We start from the raw sequence: 21,333 nt of genomic DNA on the forward strand, positions 1-21,333 counted from the left end.
GCGTTGGGCTCTACATACACGCCCCGTTTCTAGCGCCCGCTTCTTATGTTCCATTGTGCCGGAACATATGCGTGATGTGCGACTTGAAATGTCCGATTGTGTTGGCACCCACACCTAATTTTGTTCATTTACCCCCGAATAAGACCTATCAACTGACAGAAACCAACTAACTGGACAGTTTCTGTGTGTTTGGTGACACAAAGAAAACCCGCACCCACTCCCCTCGTATTAAGCGAGAAGTGTGGATGCGGGTTTGTACTCAACTCAGGTTTAAGAGCCGCTTAAGGGAGTTCATCTACCCTTGGGCTACTAATCTCCCTTGAGGAGATTAGTCCTCGTCGAGGTAGAGCTGGCCGCGGAACTCTGGGTGCATCAGATTCTCAGCGGACAGGACACGGCTGAGGGTTTCTTCGTCGAGCAGGCCCTTTTCCAGGACCAGGTCCTTGACGCCCTTGCCGGTCTCGAGGGACTCCTTGGCGATCAAGTCGCCGTTGTGGTGGCCAATGAACGGGTTCAGGTAGGTCACGATACCGATGGAGTTCTCCACGTAGGCGCGGCAGACATCAGCGTTAGCGGTGATGCCGGTGACGCACTTGTCGCGCAGGGTATCCACGGCGTTGCCCATGATGCGGATGGACTGGAACAGTGCCTCGCCGATGACTGGCTCCATGACGTTGAGCTGCAGCTGGCCGGCCTCGGCAGCCATGGTGACCACGTGGTCGTTGCCGAAGATCTTGAAGCAAGTCTGGTTAACAACCTCTGGGATAACCGGGTTCACCTTGCCCGGCATGATCGAGGAGCCAGCCTGACGCGGCGGCAGGTTGATCTCGCCCAGACCAGCGCGCGGACCAGAGGACAGCAGGCGCAGGTCGTTGGAGATCTTGGACAGCTTCATTGCTGCACGCTTGATCGAGGAGTGCAGGTGGACGTAGGCACCGCAGTCGGAGGTGGCCTCGATGAGGTCACGTGCGGTCTTCATCTCCAGGCCGGTGACCTCAGACAGTGCAGCAGTGACCTGGTGGCGGTAGCCAGCCGGGGTGTTCACGCCGGTACCAATTGCGGTAGCGCCAAGGTTGATTTCCAGCAGTCGGGACTGAGCGTCACGCAGCACAGCCTGCTCTTCAGCAAGGTTGTGAGCGAAAGCCTTGAACTCGTCACCCAGAGTCATCGGGACTGCGTCCTGCAGCTGGGTACGGCCCATCTTCAGGATGTCCTGGAACTCGTTGCCCTTCTTGTGGAAGGCGGACTGCAGGGCGTCCATGCGCTCAATCAGGTTGTTCAGCGACGCGTACAGGCCCAGGCGGAAACCGGTCGGGTATGCGTCGTTGGTGGACTGAGACATGTTGACATCATCGTTCGGGTTGATGACGTCGTATGCGCCCTTTTCCTCACCCAGGTATTCCAGGGCCAGGTTGGCAACAACCTCGTTGGTGTTCATGTTCAGCGAGGTACCAGCGCCACCCTGGAAGACGTCCAGCGGGAACTGGTCCATGCAGCGACCCTCTTCGAGGATCTGGTCACATGCCCAGATGATGGCTTCGGCCTTCTTCTTCGGCAGCACGTGCAGACGGCGGTTTGCCATCGCGGTGGCCTTCTTGACCTGCACCATGCCACGGATGAAGTCCGGGATGGTGTTGATGGTCACGTAGGAAATCTGGAAGTTGTCCATGGCGCGCAGGGTGTGCACACCGTAGTAGGCGTCAGCCGGAACTTCCATGGAACCCAGCAGGTCGGTTTCCGTGCGGGTCTTGGCGTTGGTCTTTGCAGCCTTCTTCTCAGCGGTTTCGGCCTGCTGCTTGGCCGTGTCCTTATCCGCCTTGTTTACCGGAGCGGTAGCTTCAGACTTCTTCTTCTCCTCATTCTTCTTGTCGGAGGAAGCGTCCTTCTTGGAGTTTTTTGCCATGGTGGCGGGGCTCCTTAACAATCGGTGAATTAAAGGTCGATCAATGATTGATTGAACTCCCCGCCCATGGTAACTACCGCCGCGAGATAGGCTCCGCAGAGCCTATTTGTCTACCCCTAAAAGCGGGCGATCCGCAGATCCGAGGCCAGGATTGCCTCGGCGCCCAGCTGTGCCAAACGGTCCATGACCTGGTTCGCAGAGGACTTTGGCACCATCGCGCGCACAGCCACCCAGTTCTCACGCGCCAGTGGCGACACGGTCGGTCCGGTCAGGCCCGGGGTCACCGCAGAGGCATCGTCGAGATTGTCCTTATTGATGTTGTAATCAATCATCAAATAAGTTCGAGCGTGCAGAATGCCCTGGATGCGGTCCAGCAGCACCTTTTCTTCAGCGTTGGCTTCTTCGCCTTCACGCTTGATGACGACAGCCTCGGACACGCAAACCGGCTCACCGAAAGGCTCCAATCCTTGCTGGCGCAGGGTTGCACCCGTCGACACCACATCGGCAATCGCATCGGCCACGCCCAAGTGGATGGAAATCTCTACCGCACCATCCAGGCGGATAACTTCTGCGTTGATTCCACGCGCTGCCAGGTCCTCACGCACCAGGTTCGGGTACGAGGTGGCCACGCGCTTGCCTTCGAGCTTGTCGATGGACCAGTTCTCGCCTGCCGGTGCCGCGTAACGGAAGGTGGAGGAACCAAAGCCCAACGGGAGTACCTCGTTGAACTTGGTGCGGGAATCCTTTGCCAGGTCGCGGCCAGTAATGCCGATGTCGAGCACACCCTGGGCGACGTAGATGGCAATGTCCTTCGGGCGCAGGAAGAAAAACTCCACACCATTGTCGTTGTCGACAATGTTCAGAGCCTTGGAGTGGCCACGTCCCTTGTAGCCGGCTTCCTTGAGGATTTCAGTGGCAGCTTCAGACAGTGAGCCCTTGTTGGGCACAGCGCACTTAATCATGTGGGGTGACCTCCTAGAGATACTTGTAAATGTCTTCCGGGGTCAGCCCCCGCTTGATCATCATGACCTGGGTCCAGTAGATAAGCTGCGACATTTCTTCAGCCAGCTCATCATCGGACTGGTACTCGGCGGCCATCCATACCTCACCGGCTTCTTCGATGACCTTCTTGCCAATATGATGGGCCCCGGCATCCAGGGCTTCTACCGTGCCAGAGCCCTCGGGGCGTTCTTTGGCTTTAGTGGATAGTTCTGCAAAAAGGGTCTCGAAATTCTTCACGGGAACCAATTGTTCCACAGAAACCTCTAATGTGCAGGCATTCACCCCGTCCGAGTTTTAACGGCTTGCTAATGTTGCAAACCATGCATACACATCATCGGCTGTGGCGCCAGCGATGTGCGAGCCAGAATGCAGAGTGGCGATGGGCACTACCCCATCTGGAATCGGCATCGACTCAGTTTCTGGCAGACCGATGACCTGACAACCCGCATCGCGGGCAGCGCGCATGCCGTTGTAGGAGTCTTCAAAGACCAAGCACTCCTCCGGTGCTTTGTCCACACGTCGCGCTGCTTCCAGATACATCTCTGGTGCTGGCTTGCCGACGCTAACCTCATCACCGCAGATGGTATCGACGAAGAAGTCCCGGCCAATGGCATCAATCGCCGGGTCAGCGACGTAGCGCTCCGTATTGGTCGTGACCAGCATCGGGATGCCATCACCGTGCAACTGCTGCAGTAGCGGACGCACGCCCGGGAAGACATCCAACTGCTCAGCAAAAAGCCCGCGCACCGTGCTAAACATCACCTGGCGGTAGTGCTCTTCATCGCCCGGCTGCAGCTGCACCCCGGCATGTCGTGCACAAATGCCCAGTGTCTTCGAAAAAGTCGCGCCGACGGTTTGCTGGCGCAATTCCGGGGTCAACCGCTTGCCCAGCTTTTCCGACAGCTGGTAGGTCGCCTGGCCCCAGAGCGGCTCAGAGTCAGTCAGCGTGCCATCCATGTCCCAAAAGATGGCCGCTGGTGCCACAGGTGTCATCAAAAAGTAGTTCTCCTGTACAAACGCCTTAGAAATCGAGTTCTGGAATCTGGTTGAGGGCTTCATCATCCGCACCGGTCGAGGCCGAGGCGTTGTAGATGATTTCGCTCAGCTCGTCCTTTTCTTCCGGCTCCAGGACGGCGTCGGCATGCTTGCGGTTGAACTTCGCCAGCTTTGCGATGTGCGGCTGCAGCAGCTTCGATAGCGCAGAGCCATCCGGATCATCGGGCAAGGAGTCGAGATCCTGCAGCAGGGCCTCCAGAATCTTCTTCAGCTCTGGGAGCACGCCTGGGTCAAAAGGCTGCTCCCAGAATTCCTTTTCGTCTTCTTTGAGGTAATCGCCGGTAGCGAAGGAATGCAGGTTGTCGATGAACTCGTCGATGGTGGGCTGGAACTCTGCGCGAATGCTCATGCCCTTGATATTGCCTTACTTGCGGCTTACCTGCACGCCCAACAGCGAATCTAATGCGAGGGCAACCAACTCACCGGCCTGTGGGTCGTTCTCCCCGCGGTCGCCGGCGGCCCACTCATCGACAGCTGCCAGTGCGGCCGGGGTATCGACGTCGTTGGCCAAGCTGGCGCGCAGCTTATCGACGACCTGCTCGGCATGCGCCATATCACCTGGGTTTTCCACGGCTTCAGTCCACGCAGCAAGCTGCTGCTTGGCCTTGTCGAGGACCTCGTCCGACCAGTCGCGCTCAGCGCGGTAGTGACCGGCGAAAATGCCCAAACGAATAGCCGACGGGTCTTCACCCTGTTCGACGAGCTTGTGGACGAAGACCAGGTTGCCCAAGGACTTCGACATTTTGGTACCATCCAGGCCAATCATGCCGGTATGGACGTAGAAGTTCGCCATGCGCTCTACACCGAGTGCTGCCTCGGCGTGTGCTGCAGAGAACTCGTGGTGCGGGAACTTTAAGTCGCTGCCGCCGCCTTGAATGTCAAAGGACTTGCCCAAACGGTTGGTGGCAATCGCAGAACACTCCACGTGCCAGCCCGGACGGCCCGGACCGAAGGGAGAATCCCAGGAAGGCTCACCGGGGCGCTCAGCTTTCCAGATCAGTGCGTCCAACGGGTTGCGCTTACCCTTGCGATCCGGGTCGCCGCCACGCTCGGCAAAGAACTCCGCCATCTGCTCGTCGTTGTAGTTGGACTCGTAGCCAAACTGCTGTGTGGCATCGACAGAGGCGTAGACGTCCGGGTACTCCTCATCGTCGACGACGTAAGCCGCACCGTTGTCCAACAGCTTGCCGACCATCTCAATAACTTCGTCGACAGACTCCATCGCGCCGATGTAGTCCTGCGGCGGGAAGACAGACAGCAGCTCCATATCGGAGCGGAACAAATCAATCTGGGAGTCGCCCAGCTCGCGCCAGTCCACGCCGTCGCGCTCTGCACGCTCGAAGAGCGGGTCGTCGACGTCGGTGATGTTTTGGACGTAATGGACCTGCTTGCCCTGGTCCAGCAGCTGCCGGTAAATCAGGTCAAAGGTCAAGTAAGTAGCAGCATGCCCCAGATGCGTTGAGTCATAAGGGGTGATGCCGCAGACATACATGGTCGCGGTATCCCCTGCGATCTCCACCGGTCGTAGGCGTTGGTCCGCAGAGTCATATAAAGACAGCGAATGCGCCTTACCGGGTACAGGTGCGAAGTCAGGTACTGGCCATGATTTCATGCTGACTATCGTAGCCCGCCTCTCCCGGCAGGCGCATCACCGCATCACTTTAAGGCTGAAGCACTCCAATGCCCAGCAGGAGCATGACCAGCAAGCCGACCGGGATGCGGTAGGCGGCGAACCATGCGAAGGAGTGGTTGGAGACGAACCTCAGCAACCACGCAATGGCGGCATAACCAACGACGAAGGCCAGCGCGGTGCCAACGAAGAGCTGCAGACCCGACGCGGACTGGCCCACGGTGGGACCGAAGGCATCGGGAAGCGAGAACAGCCCCGAAGCCAGCACAGCGGGAATCGCAAGCAAGAAGCTAAAACGAGTGGCCACCTCACGGTCGAGGCCTAAGAACAAACCACCGGAGATGGTGCCGCCGGAGCGAGATACGCCCGGAATCAGCGCGAGACACTGGCAAAAGCCCATGACGATGGCATCTTTCATGTTCAGCTCATCAAAGCCACGGTTCTTCTTGCCCACCTTCTCGGCTGCAATGAAGACAAAGGAGAACAGCACCAGCATGGAGGCGGTAATCCACAGGTTGCGCAGGTTATCGCGAATCAGATCCTTGCCCAGCAGGCCAATGACACCGATCGGGATGGAGCCGACGATAACCATCCAGCCCATCTTCCAGTCCTGGCCGCGGGTCTCGGGCTTGACCCAACCGCGGCACCAGCCGGTGAGAATCTGCCAAATCATCTTGGCGAAGTAGACCACCACGGCCAGCTCAGTACCCAGCTGAATCACCGCGGTAAAGGAGGCACCAGCGTCTTGCCCCCAGAAAAGCTCAGAGACAATACGCAGGTGTCCCGAGGAGCTGACAGGCAGAAATTCCGTTAGGCCCTGCACGATAGACAAAACGATGACCTGCACCCAGGACATCGGCTCAGCGGCGGGCTCTACCGCTTGAGCAAGAGTCGATACGTCATTCACTCGGAACAGCCTACAACGACCACGTCGGACTTAGGGATTCAACAACACGCGCTGCTAGGATTAACAAGCGTGAAATCACAGCTTGGTTTGAAAAAAGTACTGCCCGCTGCCGCTCTCAGCGCGACTGCCCTGGTGTTAAGCGCCTGCCAACCGGAAGTCGGTGTCGGTGGCGACCCCGAGACCGCAGTTCAAGCCAACGCAACCCCGGCGGACTCCCCACAGGATGCCAGCCCGGACGGTGAGCACGTCGAGTTCGCTCATGACGTCGAGGACATGGATGCCGTTGCCGACACCATTTCTGTGCGCAGCGGCGAGTCCCTTTTCATTGGCACCCAGGCCGACTTTGCAGGCGACGATGCGACTGAGGTCTCCATCGATGCTGCCTGCGGCGATCTCTCCGCTACTGCAGATAAGTTCGTCCTCGCCTGCGGCGATAAGGTCCTGTTCTTCAACCCTGACTCCCCGGATTCCCCAGAAGAGCTGGCAGTCGATGAAGAAGAGCCAGTCACTGTAGCTACGCAGCTTTCCGATGGCGCCGTCTTCGTCGGCTCCGCCAACTCTCCTATCGTCGGCATCTACCGCGATGGCGAGCGCGATGAGGAAATCGAGGTCGAGGAAGGCTCCGACCAGATGCTGGCCGTGCCGAACGACGATGTCGAAGATGGCGTCGTGCGCATTCTGCGTGCCGATTCCACCATTCAAAACGTCGACTGGACCGAAAACCGCGCTGGCGGTCGCCTGCGTGTTGGCCAGGGCGTAGGCGAAATCGCCGTTGGTGACAATGGCGTCGTTGTAGCGGCCGATACCGCTGGTGAGCGCATTGCCATCTACACCAGCCGCGACGTTGTCCGCCTGCATCAGTACGGCAACACCGAGGGTATTCCGTGGGCTGTGGCCTGGGATAACTCCCGCAACCTGGCCTGGGCTGCCACCACCGACAACAACCAGGCGGAGGCTTTCGAGATTTCCTCCGGCGCACCGAAGTCCGTTGGCACCATCAACACTGTCGCGGATGCACAAAGCATGGCAGTGCTTGACGATGGCACCGTGGTCACCGCCTCTGCCACCGGTGATGGCCTGCAATTTGTCAGCGATCCTGACCTGGATTCTGCCGACGATGCAGCTACCGATTCTGAGTCTGGAGAATAAACAATGAAAAAGACCCTTGGTATGCAGGTCCGCGACAAGGCCTATCAGCTCGCCCTGAAAGGCATGTTCCGCATGGATCCGGAACAAATCCACGTGGTGATGAACCGCGCGATTGGTTTGCTGCACTCTGCTGGCCCGCTGAACCGTGCACTCAACCGCGTGTGGCCGGTCAATGATCCGGTCCTCCACCAAGAAGTCTTTGGCGTGTCCTTCCCACGCCCGCTCGGCTTGGCTGCTGGCTTTGATAAGAATGCCGCTGCTGCCGATGCCTGGGGCCCGATTGGCTTTGGCTACGCCGAATTAGGCACCGTCACCGCCGAGGGCCAGCCTGGTAACCCGACTCCGCGCTTGTTCCGCCTTAAGGCGGACAAGGCCATTTTGAACCGCATGGGCTTTAACAACGAAGGCGCCCTGAATGCTGCAGAAAACCTGCGCAAGCGCCGCTACCACGACCCCATCGGTATCAACATCGGCAAGACCAAGGTCACCCCGGCTGAAAAAGCCATTGACGACTACCGTCGCTCGGCTTCCGTACTCGGCGAGCTAGCCGACTACCTCGTGGTCAACGTGTCTTCTCCCAACACCCCGGGTCTGCGTGACCTGCAGGCAGTCGAATCCCTGCGCCCGATTCTCTCCGCAGTTCAGGAATGCACCACCCGCCCAGTCTTGGTGAAGATTGCCCCGGACCTGTCCGACGACGACGTCGACGCCGTGGCCGACCTCGCACTCGAGCTCAACCTGGCCGGCATCGTGGCCACGAATACCACTATCTCCCGCGAAAACCTGCAGACCCCAGCCAACGAGGTCGAAGCCATGGGAGCTGGCGGTGTATCAGGCCCACCCGTTGCCGCACGTTCCCTGGAAGTCCTGCGCCGCCTACATGACCGCGTCGGTGACCAGCTCGTGATCATCTCCGTCGGAGGCATTAGCACCCCAGAACAGGCCTGGGAGCGCATCACCAGCGGCGCTAGCCTGCTGCAGGGCTACACTGGCCTGATTTACGGCGGTCCAGACTGGATCCAGCACATCCACCAAGGCATCGCGGCCCAGGTCCGCGCCCACGGCCTGGGCAACATCAGCCAAGCTGTTGGCTCCGGCCTGGAGTGGAAGAAGCTCTAAGAAAACTACTAAAGCGACCTCACTGAAACAGTGAGGTCGCTTTTCTTTTGCCTGTTTCGCTCGCGGTTATTACATCAGGGTGCGACGCAAAATCAGCGAGCACAGTACTGCTGCACCGGCGTACATGACTACCCAGTATTGCTCTTGGATCATCAATGCCTCCCGGGACAGGAATTGGCTGAAGATGACCAGCAAGACTGAAATAACCAGAGCGATGACCTGGACCTTGCTTGCGCTTTGATTCTTGCTGACGGTAGCGAAGCCACCGAGGATCAATGCGGCTAGACAGAGTGCCAGCTTCGAGTAGGTCCACTCAAAAGGTGCTCCCCATCCGTCTTGAAAGACAGACAGGACGGCAAAAAGGAAAAGAACAGAGGCAAGCGCCATAAAAGCGCCACCGACCCGCAGTGCGAGCGGGATGGTGGCGCCTGGCGCCGAATCTTGAGTATTCGACATCAGCTTCTTTCTAAAAGGTGCTTACTTCTCTTCGTACCAGCCCCACAGGATCGCACGACCCAGGGCGTGGAAGTGAAGGTTAAAGCCCAGGACGGTCGGGGAAGAATCCGGATCGATGTCCAGCTTCTCCTCATCGACTGCGTGAACAGCGTAGATGTAGCGGTGCGGTGCGTGACCTGCCGGTGGCTGTGCACCGTAGTAGGTGCGCTCACCGGAGTCGTTGCGCAGGGAGACCACACCTTCGATGCCGAGGTCCTCAGCAGCGCCTGCATCGGAAGGCAGCTCGCTGACATCGGCTGGGATGTTAAAGGCAGCCCAGTGCCAGAAACCAGACGCAGTCGGTGCATCCGGGTCAAAGCAGGTAACAGCCAGGGACTTGGTGCCCTCCGGAAGGTTGGACCACTCCAGCTGCGGGGAAACGGACTGCGGAGCACGCAGCTTCTCTTCCAGTTCGTCACCATCTACCAGGTCAGCAGAGGACAGCGGGAAGGAAGGCAGGTCGCGCAGCGGTGCGTATGGGTCAGGGCCAGGGAAACGAGAATCATTGAAATCAGTCATGCTTCCTTTGTACCGGACATCACACACTACTGTCGATGCAACGCCGATCTCATTTGCAGTGGTGGGCTAGGCAGTCATCGACACGCATTGCACCGAAGGTTTCCTACTTACACCCCTGGAATTTATGCCCCACCTGGAGATTTGTCCTAAAAGTTCAATTCGCGCTAGAGTATTCGAGTGCCCAGCCGAGAGGCTGTAAACAAACACCCTGCCCGGGTGGCGGAATGGCAGACGCGCTAGCTTGAGGTGCTAGTGTCCTATTAACGGACGTGGGGGTTCAAGTCCCCCTCCGGGCACAAACGCAAGGCCTGGAAACTTATTGTTTCCGGGTCTTTTTGCATTGGTTATAACTCACCCACTCGTGGAGGGTGCATGCACTCGTTAAAGACGGCACTACAAGGCTTTGCGGATTTCCTCCGCAGCTTGGCCAGTTCGGCGTGGGCAACCATGCGCGGCTGGTCGGTGGCCCGCTGGTGCCTAACCATTGCAGCAATCGTCGCTGTCGTTAGCCTTCTTATCTGGGTCGATATCCCCGACCTCAACCTCCTACGCGAGTGGGCGGAACGCTTAGGGCCCTGGTTTATCGTCGGCTTCATCGTATGTTATGTCATCTTTACGCAGTTTCCACTGCCCCGCACGGTGTGGACGGTTGCCGCGGGTGTTCTCTTTGGCCCTTGGCTAGGCCTGAGCGTCGCATTGGTCTCGCTGACCATTTCGGCAGCACTGTCACTGACTATCGTGCGGTGGCTGTTGGGCGATTGGATTCGGCCCCACCTGGCCCACCCCGCCGTATTCAAAATCAACGCCCACTTAGAGCGCCGTGGCTGGTTGGCCGTCGGCTCGCTGCGCATGGTCGCCGGCGTGCCCTTCTCCATCCTCAATTACGTCGCCGCACTGACCCCTATCCCCTTCGCGCACTTTGTCGTTGCCACCACAATTGGATCCATCCCGACCACCGCACTGGGTGTTTTCTTTGGCGATGCCCTTGCCGGCGAACCGCATCCCGCATTGATTGCAGCCATCGTCTTCTTCGCAGCACTTGGTCTGGTGGGCTTGTATCTGGATAGCAAGGTGCCCACTCGCGTGCAGTCAAGGAAGAAAGGTAGACTCGATTAAGTTGACCAAGGCCAAGGAGGAATAAAGCATGTTTGCTGTTCATGCCCGTTACCGGGGACGTTCGGTGCGTCGCGCAGAACTCGTCCAGCGTTCCGCAGAAGCCCTGTCCACCCTGGAAGGTGTCGGCGAGTTCCAGGTCCTTGGCGTGGAAGATATTTGTGCCGTCGTGGACTCACCTACTGCAGTGTGCGACTTGGCCATGGCATTGCTTGCCGATGGCGACTGGGCCATCGGCATCGGCGTCAGCCCCGGCCACCCACGCAGCGCTGATACTATCCGCTCGGTTGCTACCGCCGCACTGAAGAAGTCCGCGCGCCCGGGCAACGTGTATGCCAAGACCAATCAGCGCGGTCGCGCTAGTGAAGCCCAGGACATCGCCGCCGCCTTCGCACTCTTAGGCTTTGTGCTCAACAAGCGTTCGATGGAAGGCCGCGAAGCAACCTCGCTGGTGCGTTCCGGCATGAATCAGAATGAAGCAGCCGCCGAGCTCGGCATTTCCAAGCAGGCCATGTCCCAGCGCCTGCACGCAGCAGGCTGGGCAGCTGAAACCGCCGGCTGGCAACTTGCAGTTAACCTGCTCGACCGCGCCAACGCCGAAGTTTAGAAACTTCGGACAACTAGAGTAAGTCTTCTTTGCTCAGTTCTGGTGTCGTGACGAAGTCGACGAGACGCTCCACGGCACCAATGAGGCTAGAATCCAGATCCCTGAAAGAATTCACGGCGTTGTAGACACGGCTCCAGCCCTCCTTCGGATCGGACCAGCCCACTCGTTTGCAGATTCCGGTCTTCCAATCCTCGCCATAAGGCACGTCCGGCCATTCTTTTAGACCGACTCGTTCGGGTTTTACAGCTGCCCAGATATCAATGAAGGGGTGACCGGTCACCAGCACGGACTCGCCGAGCCGCTGGGTCATGCGGGTTTCCTTGGAGCCTTCCACCAGGTGGTCAGCCAACACGCCCACGCGGCGGCCGGGTTCCGGCTTAAATTCGGCAATGCGTTCTTTTAGGTTGTCTAGGCCTTCGAGGTATTCGACCACGACACCTTCCACGCGCAGGTCATGTCCCCAGACCTTCTCCACAATCGCTGCGTCGTGGATACCTTCGACCCAGATACGCGAGGGCGCTGCGACCTTCGCCTGGACGTTTTCGACACGACGCGAGCCCGAGTTCGACTTCCGCGGTGCTTGCTTCTCCACGTAACGGGTTAGCGTGACTGGCTTACCTTCTAGCAGGAATCCACCTTTCACCAGGTTGAACACGCGCTCGACACCATGGCGGTCTTCTAGGCGCACGACCTCGCCATAGACAGTCTTATCTACTCCCATAACCGCGCCGACGAAGTCATCGCCGCGCACTTCCACGACCATGCCTGGCTTGGCGGGCACCACCGGGTACTCCTTTGGTTTGGAACGGGCGTGGCCGGAAAAAATATCACCAGCGTAGGGATCAATACTCATGGGCGCTGATCTTATCTACTAGACTGTCCCGCCATGGATATGCGCGCCGAGGTGTGGTCACCCGTCCAAAACTGCGCCGTCTGGCTCGGCGCGTGGCTCTACGGGCACGAGTCGACTGACGATCTCCTGCAGGCTCTCACTGAGCTAGGCGGGCGCCCCGAAACCCACGACGAGGCACCCTTTATCGATCTGTTCAGCGAGTTGCGGGCTAATACCGCAGAGCTTATCGATGCCCCGTTTACCCAACCTCTGCTGCGCCTCGTCCTTGCAGGGCCGGGTGATCCGCCGGCATTGCCCGCTGGCTCTCGTGCTGCGGCAGTTGCTGCGGATAACAACGCCGGCGCAATCATAGCTCGCACCAACGATCCCGATAGTCACTTTATTCTCATTCCCCACTTACGCCCCAACTCAACCGTGTGGGAGGCGATTTATCAGGAAGGTCCACTCCCCGCTCCCGCCTGGTTGAGCCCCGGCGATGCCGATCGACTACTCGCCCAAGCTACCGAGCAATCCGCGTTACTCATCGAAGCAACGGGCATGAAGTCAGAGAAACTCCCCGACCCGCGCCTCACCGTCGGTACGCTTAGCGACTTCTATGACACCCCAGGCCTCCCCAGCAGCATTCCGGGACGCGCGGCAAAGCTTTTTGCCCGCGCTGACCGCGTGGCCGCCATCATTGAGACTGTAAAGGAAAGAGCCGCGGACCATCGTTTCGATCCGCAGCTCCTTATGTTGGGACGACACATCCGTGCCGCCCGCGTGGCAGGTGTTAGTTACGCACTTGCCGACTTTGCGCGCTGACGACGCAGCGACCAAATATCGCAGCAGCCCTCAGCACACGGCTCACCGTTGACGGTGCAGCCCTGAATTGTCACGTTGCCGGTGCTCTCCCACTCCTTGTCGTAGATCTGCTCTTCAATCAGATCCGCGACCATGGAAGCGAAGACCTCAGACAGACCAACGGTCACGGCACGCTCCACGGCAATGCCCTTTTCATCGGCAGCCTGCTTCAGCTCAGTATCCAGATCCCAGACGACCTCCATGTGGTCGGTGATGAAACCGATTGCACACACAGCGACCGCGTCCACGCCATCGGATTCGTGAATTTCCTCAGTGTGGTCGACGATGTCCGGCTCGAGCCACGGCACGCGCGGGTCACCAGAACGGGACTGCCAGACCAAGTCGTAGTCTTCGATGCCAGCTTCCTTCGCTACCAACTTGGCGGCGTCAGCAACCTGGCGGGAGTAGATGTGCTTATCCCCCTCGGCGCCACCAACCTCATCGTGTGCATCCGGCACCGAGTGCGCAGTAAAGAGCACGCGGGTGTTGCGGCCTTCAGGCAGCTTTGCGATAGCCTCTCGCAACGAGCGTGCGTTCTCCGCAATGAACTTCGGATGATCGTAGAAGTGACGCAGCTTGGTGAAATCAATCTGCGGCAGCCCCTTCTCTTCCAGATGAGCGCGCAGATTGGTGATGTCTTCGTCGTACTGCCGGCACGCGGAGTAACCACCCCAAGCCGACGTGGCAAACACGAGTGCGTTGCGAACGCCATCGTTAGCCATCTGCTCCACGGCTTCTGCGCCGAAAGGATGCCAGTTACGGTTACCGAAATAGATCGGTAGATTATGTCCGCGTTTTTTCAGTTCCGCATTGACGTTGTCGATCAGTGCACGGTTCTGCTCATTCAGCGGGCTCTTACCATCGAAGTGGAAATAGTGCTCACCTACTTCCACGAGGCGTTCACGCGGGATTCCACGTCCGCGGGTGACGTTCTCCAAAAATGGGACGACCTCCTCGTTTCCTTCCGGACCACCGAAGGAAAGAACGAGGAGGGCGTCATAATCACGGGCAGGCTGTTGTGCGTCAGTCATGCCCTGATTCTAGCAACCAGAGGTTGCGGCTTAGAGGAGGCGCACGGCGTGCGGGGACATACCCGAGTAGCGCACCGGAGTCTTTTGGACATTCTGTCCGGACTGCGGGGCTTCTAGCATCATGCCGTCGCCAAGATAGATAGCTACGTGGTGGTTACCGCTCGGGCCGTAGAAGATGAGATCACCACGCTGCATCTCATCCGGGCTAATCTTCTCACCGTGCTGGTACTGGGAGCCGGTGTAGTGCGGCAGGGAGATACCTGCTGCAGCAAAGGCGTAGAGCACCAGACCGGAGCAGTCGAAACCGACCTTGTTGTAGTCACCGTGGCTGTCGGCAGTGCCGCCATCACGGATGCCCTTGGTCGGGCCGTTAGCATCGCCGCCACCCCAGGCGTAAGGAACGCCAATCTGGGACTCGGCGCGAGCAATCACGGATTCGATGAGCTGATCGCGACCCATGTCGCTGACTTCTTCAGAAGCTTCTTCAGTCACCGAGTTCGAATCTTCCAGACCTTCCAGGACACCATCCAGGGAGCCGGCGAGTTCGGATTCTTCCTCCGATACCTCAGAGCCTTCACCCTGCAGAGCCATCAGCTGAGAAGAAGTCTCTGCCATAGCATCGAAATCCCAGTCACCCAGGCTGCCGGCATGATCCGGCTGGGAGCTTCCGACGATGGCAGCTGCCGCACCAAGTGCCGGCACAGCCAACTGCTGGAGATCGTCGTTGCTTGCCAACTCGGATGCGACCTGAGACGAAGTCTCGGCCATATCCGATGCGGTAGAAGAAGCGTCCTCGACTGTCGATGCGTCAACCGAAGAACCAGACTCGGATGCCTCGGAGCTCGTTGCAGCAGCCTCGGAGCTAGCCTCAGAAGTCTCCTCCGACGAGGTGGACTGAGACCGCGATTCGGTTGCGTCCTCAGCATCGACAGTCACGCTTTCAGGCTCACGAGAGGTCGACTCACGCGGAGTCAAAGCCTGCTCGCTTACCTCACGAGACTGCGATGCAGAGCGCTCAGAGGTGCGCTCAGTGTTCGCTGAGTCAACGTTAGAGGCCTGACGTGAACTGCGATCGTTCTCGTTATTAGACAAGGCATTAGACTTGTCATCGGCAGGTTCGTCTAGTCCTCGCTCTTGATTTAGGCGAGTTTGGACACGCTCCTGCTCTTCGACGAGACGCTCACGCTCAGCGTTGCGCTCTTCGACCTGAGTCAGGCTCTCATCCAGGGTGCGACGTGCTTCAGCTTCAGCGTTGACGGCACGCTCTTCGCGGGCATCGGCAAGCTGCTGCGCCTTTCGCAGAGTCGACTCCTGGTTGGCCTTCTGGGTACGCACGCGCTCGAGATCATCGACAACGCCTTGCTGCTTTTCAGTCTCGGTGCGTAGGTATGCCTGACGCTCCAGCTGAATCTCGCGTGCTTCTGCACCCGAGGCGGCAGTGATTGCCTGCGAGGTATTCGCACGGCGGTATGCGGTCTGCGACAGATCATCGAGCTTGCCCTGTGCGGTTTCCAGATCAGACTGGGCACCATTGAGGTCTTCACGAGCCTTCTCTGCACCGCGGCGAGCCTGGGCTGCCTCAGTACGAGCGTCGTTGAGGTTCATCAGTGCCTGGTTGACGAGCTCTCGGTAGTAACCGATTTCGCCTTCCACGCGCTGGACTTCTGCCTGCACGTCGGCAACGAGGCCGGCGAGGTCCGCAACACCAGTGCTGCTGGACGACAGAACTTCATCGATATTGTCGAGCGGCTGCGCGCTGGCAACCATCGGAGTGGTAGTGCTGACGAGGGACAGTGCTGCGGTCGATGCGACTGCAGCGTAGATCTTGCGCAGTCGGTTGCCGCGCTTCTTCTTATTGGTGGCCACGAGGATTCTCTCCTAGAACCCACTTCTTCCCCATTACCAACCGTGTAGGCACTACATCGGGCCGCTAAAAAGGCTAGCCAGGCATAGGAATGCCCGGGCCATGGACCATCAATTTCGCACAAACGACGACCCATGTCCTTATTCTGGCCCACCTACACAGCCGGGATTTTGTGCATGCTGCTGCCGACCTCCTACTCAAGGCGCGCTTGAGTCGAGCCACGACGGTTCTAGAGCCTGCACCTGCAATAGACACACAGGTACCTACAGCGGTCTCCCTACACTTCGACCGAGCCAATCTACGGCTTCACGATGCTGTAGCTGCAGCAAAGACAGCTCTACTAACGCCAATAAACATCAACATGAGTCAGCTGTTCTTCGCGCAGAACTGGCCAAAGTCAGGTCACGCTGGAACTCTATCCACCACCATGGCGGCGTTTGCTTCGTACGGACGAGCACTACTTCCCAATCAATAGCGTCCCGCATCAACGGAGTACCTGAAGTACTGCCTATCGACGTCTGGACCACTACTAGCGCTCGCAGCGAAGTCATGGACTCAACGTCCACTACGCCACAATCTGGCAACCCGGGCCTTCCTGCGATCCACACTCAACACCGCGGGACGGCGGCCACAGCGACAGCACGCATGGTGCCGGCGGGCCTAACCGCACTTCCACGACGCAGGTGCGGTCCACACTCAGTGAACCCTCACACGGAGGCGTCTCAACGATATGAATTCCGCCCCACCGATACCTCTCCGGACACGCCCCCTAGGAGGGCCTGTCCGAAAAGACACCGAAGGCACGCAACGACGCCTCATCCCTTTCGAGAAAAGTGGATGTTTAAGTCTCTTTAAAAATTTCGAACATTATCATCGACCACATTCCAATTCGAATGCTCCCCCGCTCTGCCTCTCGGCGAGCAAGTCGGTCACGTGCCAGACGGTGAACCTCAATCCTTCTTCGTGGCGCTCGCGGCGTGCTTCCCCACATACCCGTGCGTCATATCGATTGAGAGTCAAGGCTTGGCCCATGAACTAATGGAACAAGAATCAACCTGTGAGTCGATACTCGAACCATACGCCACTGCCACCACGCATTGCACGCCTTCCACATAATTCACATTGGTTGGGCTAAACCTCATGCGTTAATGCGACCTGTTCACCTGCAACGATTTTGTTACCTAGCCGTTACTGTAACCTTTGTCACATTTATCGTTTTGAGGTGTGTCGCGCCGTCTGCCCACCGGGCGCACGTCACTTTCACAACCACTTCCCCACTGCCAAAGTAAAGGCAGGGTGGTTGACTCGCCCCTTCCCCACTGCCGCCAGGAAGGGAGAAAACACACTGCCGTGAGCGTCCAGATTTATTCCCACGGCGCCTGGAACCGACTTTTTAGACCGGTTTCAAGGTCACAATTTCGCGTCACTTTGACGCGTCGAGACTGTCTATTTGGGATGAAATTTGGACTCAGATCGGCCCCGCCAGAGCGCTCGTAGAGCCGTCGCCGAGCGCCGTTCGGCGATCGAATTTCGCCTACAGTTTTTCGAACAAAGGTAAATTTTTAGGCCCGATTTTTCGTCACTCCAGACCCGCGACGGGAGTCTCGCGGAGCCTGTTTTGAGACTCGCTGAGTGTCGGCCAGAGTCGTCGACTGGACGCCTCGTTGGGAGCTGCGCCACGCACTCACGGACACCGCCGCGATGAGAATCAGGACGGCGAGGCTTACCCAGATCCACGGAATACAGAAGCTGTCGAGTTCGCCATAGAAGGTCTCGAGAAGAGTGACTTGGTCGGCTCCGGGTGGGACGGCTTGTTGTGCGGTCTCGATTTCGGCGCGACTCAGTGAGTCACTCACCGCAGAGACGCGCCCCGGGACTTGGACGATAACGGTGTCGAGTCCGGAAGCATTCTGTAAATCAGTGGCGATATCGCGGGCGTCGGCGAGGCTGTCTAATTGGACGTCGACTACCGCTACCCCGTGCCCGGGCTGCAACGCATCGATAACTGGTTGCTGGACGTCTTGATTATTAGCCAACTCAGGATTGGAGTACGCCACGCCGTCATCGGCAAGCTGTGCCCCGAGGGCATCAATATCGACACTGTCCGGGACCATGCGTTGAACGTCACTTTCCTTAGATCTCTATAGGCACATTGCCCACATAGGGTATAGCCCTGCCGGAATCCCACACTGGCGGCGCGCCGAATGTTGCAAAAGGTGAAAACAGAACGCTCGTACTGTTATAATCCCAGCAGTCGTTGGTTCTGTTCTCTACAATGGAGAAATGAACCATCGCGTTCTTCTCGCCCCTGGCGTCGTTCCCCATGACTCCTTATATAAGGACTATGCACGCGGCGCTTCAGTGGCTGTGAACTTTAGTTCTACCAACAAGGAATGGAGCTCCCTGTGACTGAAAGCTTGAACTCCTTCAATGCCAAGAAGACTCTTGACGTCAACGGTAAGTCCTACGACTACTTTGACATCAACGCTGTCGAAGGCCTGGAGAAGCTGCCCTACTCCCTCAAGGTGCTTGCTGAGAACCAGCTGCGCTACGAGGACGGCTCGAACGTAACCAAGGATCACATCAACGCCCTGGCTAACTGGGATCCGGAAGCAGAGCCAGACACCGAAATCCAGTTCACCCCGGCACGTGTGCTGATGCAGGACTTCACCGGTGTTCCCTGTGTCGTCGACCTGGCAACCATGCGTGAGGCAATCTCCGCACTGGGTGGCAAGCCGGAGCAGGTTAACCCGCTGAACCCGGCCGAGATGGTCATTGACCACTCCGTTATTACCGAGGCCTTCGGTTCTGCCGACGCACTCGAGAAGAACGTTGAAATTGAGTACCAGCGCAACGAAGAGCGCTACCAGTTCCTGCGCTGGGGTGCAGAGAACTTCTCTAACTTCCGCGTTGTGCCTCCAGGAACCGGTATTGTCCACCAGGTCAACATCGAGTACCTGTCCCGCGTCGTCTTCGACAACGAGGGCCTGGCATACCCGGATACCTGTATCGGTACCGACTCCCACACCACCATGGAAAACGGCCTGGGTATCCTGGGCTGGGGCGTTGGCGGCATCGAGGCAGAGGCTGCCATGCTGGGCCAGCCGGTCTCCATGCTCATCCCGAAGGTTGTCGGCTTCAAGCTGACCGGCGAGATCCCGACCGGCGTTACCGCAACCGACGTGGTGCTGACCATTACCGAGATGCTGCGTGAGCACGGCGTGGTTCAGAAGTTCGTCGAGTTCTACGGCAACGGTGTGAAGTCCGTGCCGCTGGCAAACCGTGCAACCATCGGCAACATGTCGCCAGAGTTCGGTTCCACCGCTGCGATCTTCCCGATCGACGAAGAGACCATCAAGTACCTCGAGCTGACCGGCCGTCCGCAGGAGCAGATCGACCGCGTCGAGGCTTACGCCAAGGCTCAGGGCATGTGGCTCGAGCAGGATGCTCCGGAGGCTAAGTACTCCGAGTACCTCGAGCTGGACCTGTCCACCGTGGTTCCGTCCATCGCTGGCCCGAAGCGTCCGCAGGACCGCATCCTGCTGACCGAGGCTAAGGAGCAGTTCCGTAAGGACCTGGGCACCTACACCTCCGACGAGGTCGTTGCTGACGAGTCCACCAAAGAAGCTGCCCGCATGACCGCTGAGGGTGGCACCGTGGATGAGGATGGCGATGTCACCGGCGGCCTGAACCAGTCCCGCTCCGGTGAGGGCGAGTCTGCAGCTAAGGGCTCCTCCGGCCGTCAGTCCAACCCGGTTACCGTTACCTCCCCGAACGGTGGCGAGTACACCCTGGACCACGGCATGGTTGCTATCGCTTCCATCACCTCCTGTACCAACACCTCGAACCCGTCCGTCATGGTCGGTGCCGGCCTGATTGCCCGCAAGGCAGCCGAAAAGGGCCTGAAGTCCAAGCCATGGGTTAAGACCATTTGTGCTCCGGGCTCCCAGGTTGTGGACGGCTACTTCCAGCGTGCAGACCTGTGGAAGGACCTGGAGGCCCTCGGCTTCTACCTCTCCGGCTTCGGCTGCACCAGCTGTATCGGTAACTCCGGCCCGCTGCCGGACGAGGTCTCCGATGCCATCAACGAGTACGACCTGGCAGCAACCGCTGTTCTGTCCGGTAACCGCAACTTCGAGGGTCGCATCTCCCCGGACGTCAAGATGAACTACCTGGCGTCCCCAATCATGGTGATCGCTTACGCTATTGCCGGCACCATGGACTTCGACTTCGACGAGCAGCCGCTGGGCCAGGATCAGGATGGCAACGATGTCTACCTGAAGGACATCTGGCCTTCTCCGGAGGAGATCGAGGACACCATCCAGTCCGCTATCTCCCGCGAGCTGTACGAGGCTGACTACGCTGACGTCTTCAAGGGCGACGACGCATGGCGCGCACTGGACGTTCCGGAAGGCGAGACCTTCGAGTGGGACGAGGAGTCCACCTACATCCGCAAGGCTCCTTACTTCGACGGCATGCCTGTCGAGCCGGAGCCGGTCTCCGACATCAAGGGCGCTCGCGTTCTGGCGAAGCTGGGCGACTCGGTCACCACCGACCACATCTCCCCTGCTTCCTCCATTAAGCCGGGCACCCCTGCTGCTCAGTACCTCGATGAGAACGGCGTGGAGCGCAACGACTACAACTCGCTGGGTTCCCGTCGTGGTAACCACGAGGTCATGATGCGCGGTACCTTCGCCAACATCCGTCTGGCCAACGAGCTGGTTGACGTCACCGGTGGCTACACCCGTGACTTCACCCAGGAGGGCGGCCCGCAGGCATACATCTTCGATGCATGCCAGAACTACAAGGAAGCCGACATTCCGCTGGTCGTTATCGCTGGTAAGGAATACGGCACCGGTTCTTCCCGTGACTGGGCTGCAAAGGGCACCAACCTGCTGGGCGTTCGCGCAGTTATCACCGAGTCCTTCGAGCGTATTCACCGCTCGAACCTGATCGGTATGGGCGTTATCCCGCTGCAGTTCCCGGAGGGCGAGTCCCACGGCTCCCTCGGCCTGGACGGCACCGAGACCTTCGATATCACCGGTATCGAGGAGCTCAACGACGGTAAGATTCCGTCCTCCGTCAAGGTTGTCGCACACAAGGAAGACGGCGAGGACGTTGAGTTCGACGCCAAGGTCCGCATCGACACCCCAGGTGAGGCTGACTACTACCGCCACGGCGGAATTCTGCAGTACGTGCTGCGCCAGATGGTTAAGAGCTAAGTCCATCGCTGTAGCTAGGTAAA

Annotated in this window: 20 protein-coding genes and 1 tRNA gene; 7 read left to right on the forward strand and 14 right to left on the reverse strand. The window is 58.7% G+C overall.

Features of this window, described 5'->3' with window-relative positions; all coding sequences use genetic code 11:
• Positions 1-328: 328 nt before the first annotated feature.
• From aspA to UL81_RS05985, 7 genes are all read right to left on the reverse strand, one after another.
• Positions 329-1,903, reverse strand: a complete 1,575-nt coding sequence (gene aspA, locus UL81_RS05955) for an aspartate ammonia-lyase (RefSeq protein WP_035104644.1) — start codon at positions 1,901-1,903, stop codon at positions 329-331.
• A 116-nt stretch (positions 1,904-2,019) separates the two neighbouring features.
• Positions 2,020-2,865, reverse strand: coding sequence for an ATP phosphoribosyltransferase (gene hisG, locus UL81_RS05960; protein ID WP_046453383.1), 846 nt, complete (start codon positions 2,863-2,865; stop codon positions 2,020-2,022).
• 13 nt (positions 2,866-2,878) lie between these two features.
• Entirely contained in the window at positions 2,879-3,142 is a 264-nt protein-coding gene (locus UL81_RS11985; RefSeq protein ID WP_046453384.1) for a phosphoribosyl-ATP diphosphatase, read from the reverse strand.
• Between the two features lie 57 nt (positions 3,143-3,199).
• Positions 3,200-3,898: an HAD family hydrolase gene (locus tag UL81_RS05970; RefSeq protein WP_035105453.1), complete on the reverse strand. Its 699-nt coding sequence runs from the start codon at positions 3,896-3,898 to the stop codon at positions 3,200-3,202.
• A gap of 28 nt (positions 3,899-3,926) precedes the next feature.
• On the reverse strand, positions 3,927-4,310 hold the full coding sequence (locus UL81_RS05975) for a hypothetical protein (RefSeq protein WP_046453385.1): 384 nt from the start codon (positions 4,308-4,310) through the stop codon (positions 3,927-3,929).
• 15 nt (positions 4,311-4,325) lie between these two features.
• Positions 4,326-5,573 carry a cysteine--1-D-myo-inosityl 2-amino-2-deoxy-alpha-D-glucopyranoside ligase gene (gene mshC / locus UL81_RS05980; protein WP_035104645.1) on the reverse strand — a complete coding sequence of 416 codons (1,248 nt, stop codon included), beginning with the start codon at positions 5,571-5,573 and terminating at the stop codon, positions 4,326-4,328.
• Between the two features lie 49 nt (positions 5,574-5,622).
• Positions 5,623-6,447, reverse strand: coding sequence for an undecaprenyl-diphosphate phosphatase (locus UL81_RS05985; protein WP_035104646.1), 825 nt, complete (start codon positions 6,445-6,447; stop codon positions 5,623-5,625).
• A gap of 120 nt (positions 6,448-6,567) precedes the next feature.
• Between UL81_RS05985 and UL81_RS05990 the strand changes: the two genes are divergently transcribed.
• Entirely contained in the window at positions 6,568-7,647 is a 1,080-nt protein-coding gene (locus UL81_RS05990) for a hypothetical protein (RefSeq protein WP_035104649.1), read from the forward strand.
• A gap of 3 nt (positions 7,648-7,650) precedes the next feature.
• Positions 7,651-8,766: a quinone-dependent dihydroorotate dehydrogenase gene (locus UL81_RS05995; RefSeq protein WP_035104652.1), complete on the forward strand. Its 1,116-nt coding sequence runs from the start codon at positions 7,651-7,653 to the stop codon at positions 8,764-8,766.
• A gap of 69 nt (positions 8,767-8,835) precedes the next feature.
• Here UL81_RS05995 and UL81_RS06000 read toward each other — a convergent pair whose 3' ends face one another.
• The gene (locus tag UL81_RS06000) at positions 8,836-9,222 is read right to left on the reverse strand and encodes a hypothetical protein (protein WP_035104653.1); all 387 of its coding nucleotides are present in this window, start codon (positions 9,220-9,222) and stop codon (positions 8,836-8,838) included.
• Positions 9,223-9,243: 21 nt separating this feature from the next.
• Positions 9,244-9,780: a YbhB/YbcL family Raf kinase inhibitor-like protein gene (locus tag UL81_RS06005; RefSeq protein WP_035104655.1), complete on the reverse strand. Its 537-nt coding sequence runs from the start codon at positions 9,778-9,780 to the stop codon at positions 9,244-9,246.
• A 210-nt stretch (positions 9,781-9,990) separates the two neighbouring features.
• On the opposite strand from UL81_RS06005, the gene UL81_RS06010 reads away from it, so the two are divergent.
• The 3 genes from UL81_RS06010 to UL81_RS06020 all read left to right on the forward strand — a co-directional run bounded on the left by UL81_RS06010 (position 9,991) and on the right by UL81_RS06020 (position 11,500).
• Positions 9,991-10,076: transfer RNA gene (locus tag UL81_RS06010), tRNA-Leu, on the forward strand.
• Between the two features lie 76 nt (positions 10,077-10,152).
• Positions 10,153-10,896, forward strand: a complete 744-nt coding sequence (locus tag UL81_RS06015) for a TVP38/TMEM64 family protein (RefSeq protein WP_035104656.1) — start codon at positions 10,153-10,155, stop codon at positions 10,894-10,896.
• A gap of 28 nt (positions 10,897-10,924) precedes the next feature.
• Positions 10,925-11,500, forward strand: a complete 576-nt coding sequence (locus UL81_RS06020) for a hypothetical protein (RefSeq protein ID WP_035104658.1) — start codon at positions 10,925-10,927, stop codon at positions 11,498-11,500.
• A 13-nt stretch (positions 11,501-11,513) separates the two neighbouring features.
• Here the strand turns inward: UL81_RS06020 and UL81_RS06025 are convergent, their stop codons facing one another.
• The gene (locus tag UL81_RS06025; RefSeq protein ID WP_046453386.1) at positions 11,514-12,353 is read right to left on the reverse strand and encodes a DUF3097 domain-containing protein; all 840 of its coding nucleotides are present in this window, start codon (positions 12,351-12,353) and stop codon (positions 11,514-11,516) included.
• A gap of 33 nt (positions 12,354-12,386) precedes the next feature.
• Here UL81_RS06025 and UL81_RS06030 point away from each other — a divergent pair, with 33 nt between their 5' ends.
• Positions 12,387-13,154: a hypothetical protein gene (locus UL81_RS06030; protein WP_035104661.1), complete on the forward strand. Its 768-nt coding sequence runs from the start codon at positions 12,387-12,389 to the stop codon at positions 13,152-13,154.
• On the opposite strand, the gene UL81_RS06035 is transcribed toward UL81_RS06030, so the two are convergent.
• The 4 genes from UL81_RS06035 to UL81_RS06050 all read right to left on the reverse strand — a co-directional run bounded on the left by UL81_RS06035 (position 13,127) and on the right by UL81_RS06050 (position 18,413).
• Positions 13,127-14,224 carry a ferrochelatase gene (locus UL81_RS06035; protein ID WP_035104662.1) on the reverse strand — a complete coding sequence of 366 codons (1,098 nt, stop codon included), beginning with the start codon at positions 14,222-14,224 and terminating at the stop codon, positions 13,127-13,129. The genes UL81_RS06030 and UL81_RS06035 overlap by 28 nt on opposite strands.
• Before the next feature lie 30 nt (positions 14,225-14,254).
• Positions 14,255-16,090, reverse strand: coding sequence for a DIP1281 family NlpC/P60 protein (locus UL81_RS06040; RefSeq protein ID WP_046453387.1), 1,836 nt, complete (start codon positions 16,088-16,090; stop codon positions 14,255-14,257).
• Between the two features lie 1,560 nt (positions 16,091-17,650).
• Positions 17,651-18,202, reverse strand: coding sequence for an Rv1476 family membrane protein (locus tag UL81_RS06045; RefSeq protein ID WP_179944079.1), 552 nt, complete (start codon positions 18,200-18,202; stop codon positions 17,651-17,653).
• Between the two features lie 19 nt (positions 18,203-18,221).
• Positions 18,222-18,413: a hypothetical protein gene (locus UL81_RS06050; protein ID WP_035104664.1), complete on the reverse strand. Its 192-nt coding sequence runs from the start codon at positions 18,411-18,413 to the stop codon at positions 18,222-18,224.
• Between the two features lie 80 nt (positions 18,414-18,493).
• Here UL81_RS06050 and can point away from each other — a divergent pair, with 80 nt between their 5' ends.
• Positions 18,494-21,310: an aconitate hydratase gene (gene can / locus UL81_RS06055; RefSeq protein WP_236684450.1), complete on the forward strand. Its 2,817-nt coding sequence runs from the start codon at positions 18,494-18,496 to the stop codon at positions 21,308-21,310.
• Positions 21,311-21,333: the final 23 nt, after the last annotated feature.

It is taken from the genome of Corynebacterium camporealensis, from assembly GCF_000980815.1.
Taxonomy (GTDB): Bacteria; Actinomycetota; Actinomycetes; order Mycobacteriales; family Mycobacteriaceae; genus Corynebacterium; species Corynebacterium camporealense.

Bases quoted from the DNA above. Each gene is read 5' to 3' on its own strand.
- aspA (WP_035104644.1), bottom strand. From the start codon at position 1,903: ATGGCAAAAAACTCCAAGAAGGACGCTTCCTCCGACAAGAAGAATGAG.
- hisG (WP_046453383.1), bottom strand. From the start codon at position 2,865: ATGATTAAGTGCGCTGTGCCCAACAAGGGCTCACTGTCTGAAGCTGCC.
- UL81_RS05970 (WP_035105453.1), bottom strand. From the start codon at position 3,898: ATGACACCTGTGGCACCAGCGGCCATCTTTTGGGACATGGATGGCACG.
- UL81_RS05975 (WP_046453385.1), bottom strand. From the start codon at position 4,310: ATGAGCATTCGCGCAGAGTTCCAGCCCACCATCGACGAGTTCATCGAC.
- mshC (WP_035104645.1), bottom strand. From the start codon at position 5,573: ATGAAATCATGGCCAGTACCTGACTTCGCACCTGTACCCGGTAAGGCG.
- UL81_RS05985 (WP_035104646.1), bottom strand. From the start codon at position 6,447: ATGTCCTGGGTGCAGGTCATCGTTTTGTCTATCGTGCAGGGCCTAACG.
- UL81_RS05995 (WP_035104652.1), top strand. From the start codon at position 7,651: ATGAAAAAGACCCTTGGTATGCAGGTCCGCGACAAGGCCTATCAGCTC.
- UL81_RS06000 (WP_035104653.1), bottom strand. From the start codon at position 9,222: ATGTCGAATACTCAAGATTCGGCGCCAGGCGCCACCATCCCGCTCGCA.
- UL81_RS06005 (WP_035104655.1), bottom strand. From the start codon at position 9,780: ATGACTGATTTCAATGATTCTCGTTTCCCTGGCCCTGACCCATACGCA.
- UL81_RS06015 (WP_035104656.1), top strand. From the start codon at position 10,153: ATGCACTCGTTAAAGACGGCACTACAAGGCTTTGCGGATTTCCTCCGC.
- UL81_RS06020 (WP_035104658.1), top strand. From the start codon at position 10,925: ATGTTTGCTGTTCATGCCCGTTACCGGGGACGTTCGGTGCGTCGCGCA.
- UL81_RS06025 (WP_046453386.1), bottom strand. From the start codon at position 12,353: ATGAGTATTGATCCCTACGCTGGTGATATTTTTTCCGGCCACGCCCGT.
- UL81_RS06030 (WP_035104661.1), top strand. From the start codon at position 12,387: ATGGATATGCGCGCCGAGGTGTGGTCACCCGTCCAAAACTGCGCCGTC.
- UL81_RS06035 (WP_035104662.1), bottom strand. From the start codon at position 14,224: ATGACTGACGCACAACAGCCTGCCCGTGATTATGACGCCCTCCTCGTT.
- UL81_RS06045 (WP_179944079.1), bottom strand. From the start codon at position 18,202: ATGGTCCCGGACAGTGTCGATATTGATGCCCTCGGGGCACAGCTTGCC.
- UL81_RS06050 (WP_035104664.1), bottom strand. From the start codon at position 18,413: ATGGGGAACGACGCCAGGGGCGAGAAGAACGCGATGGTTCATTTCTCC.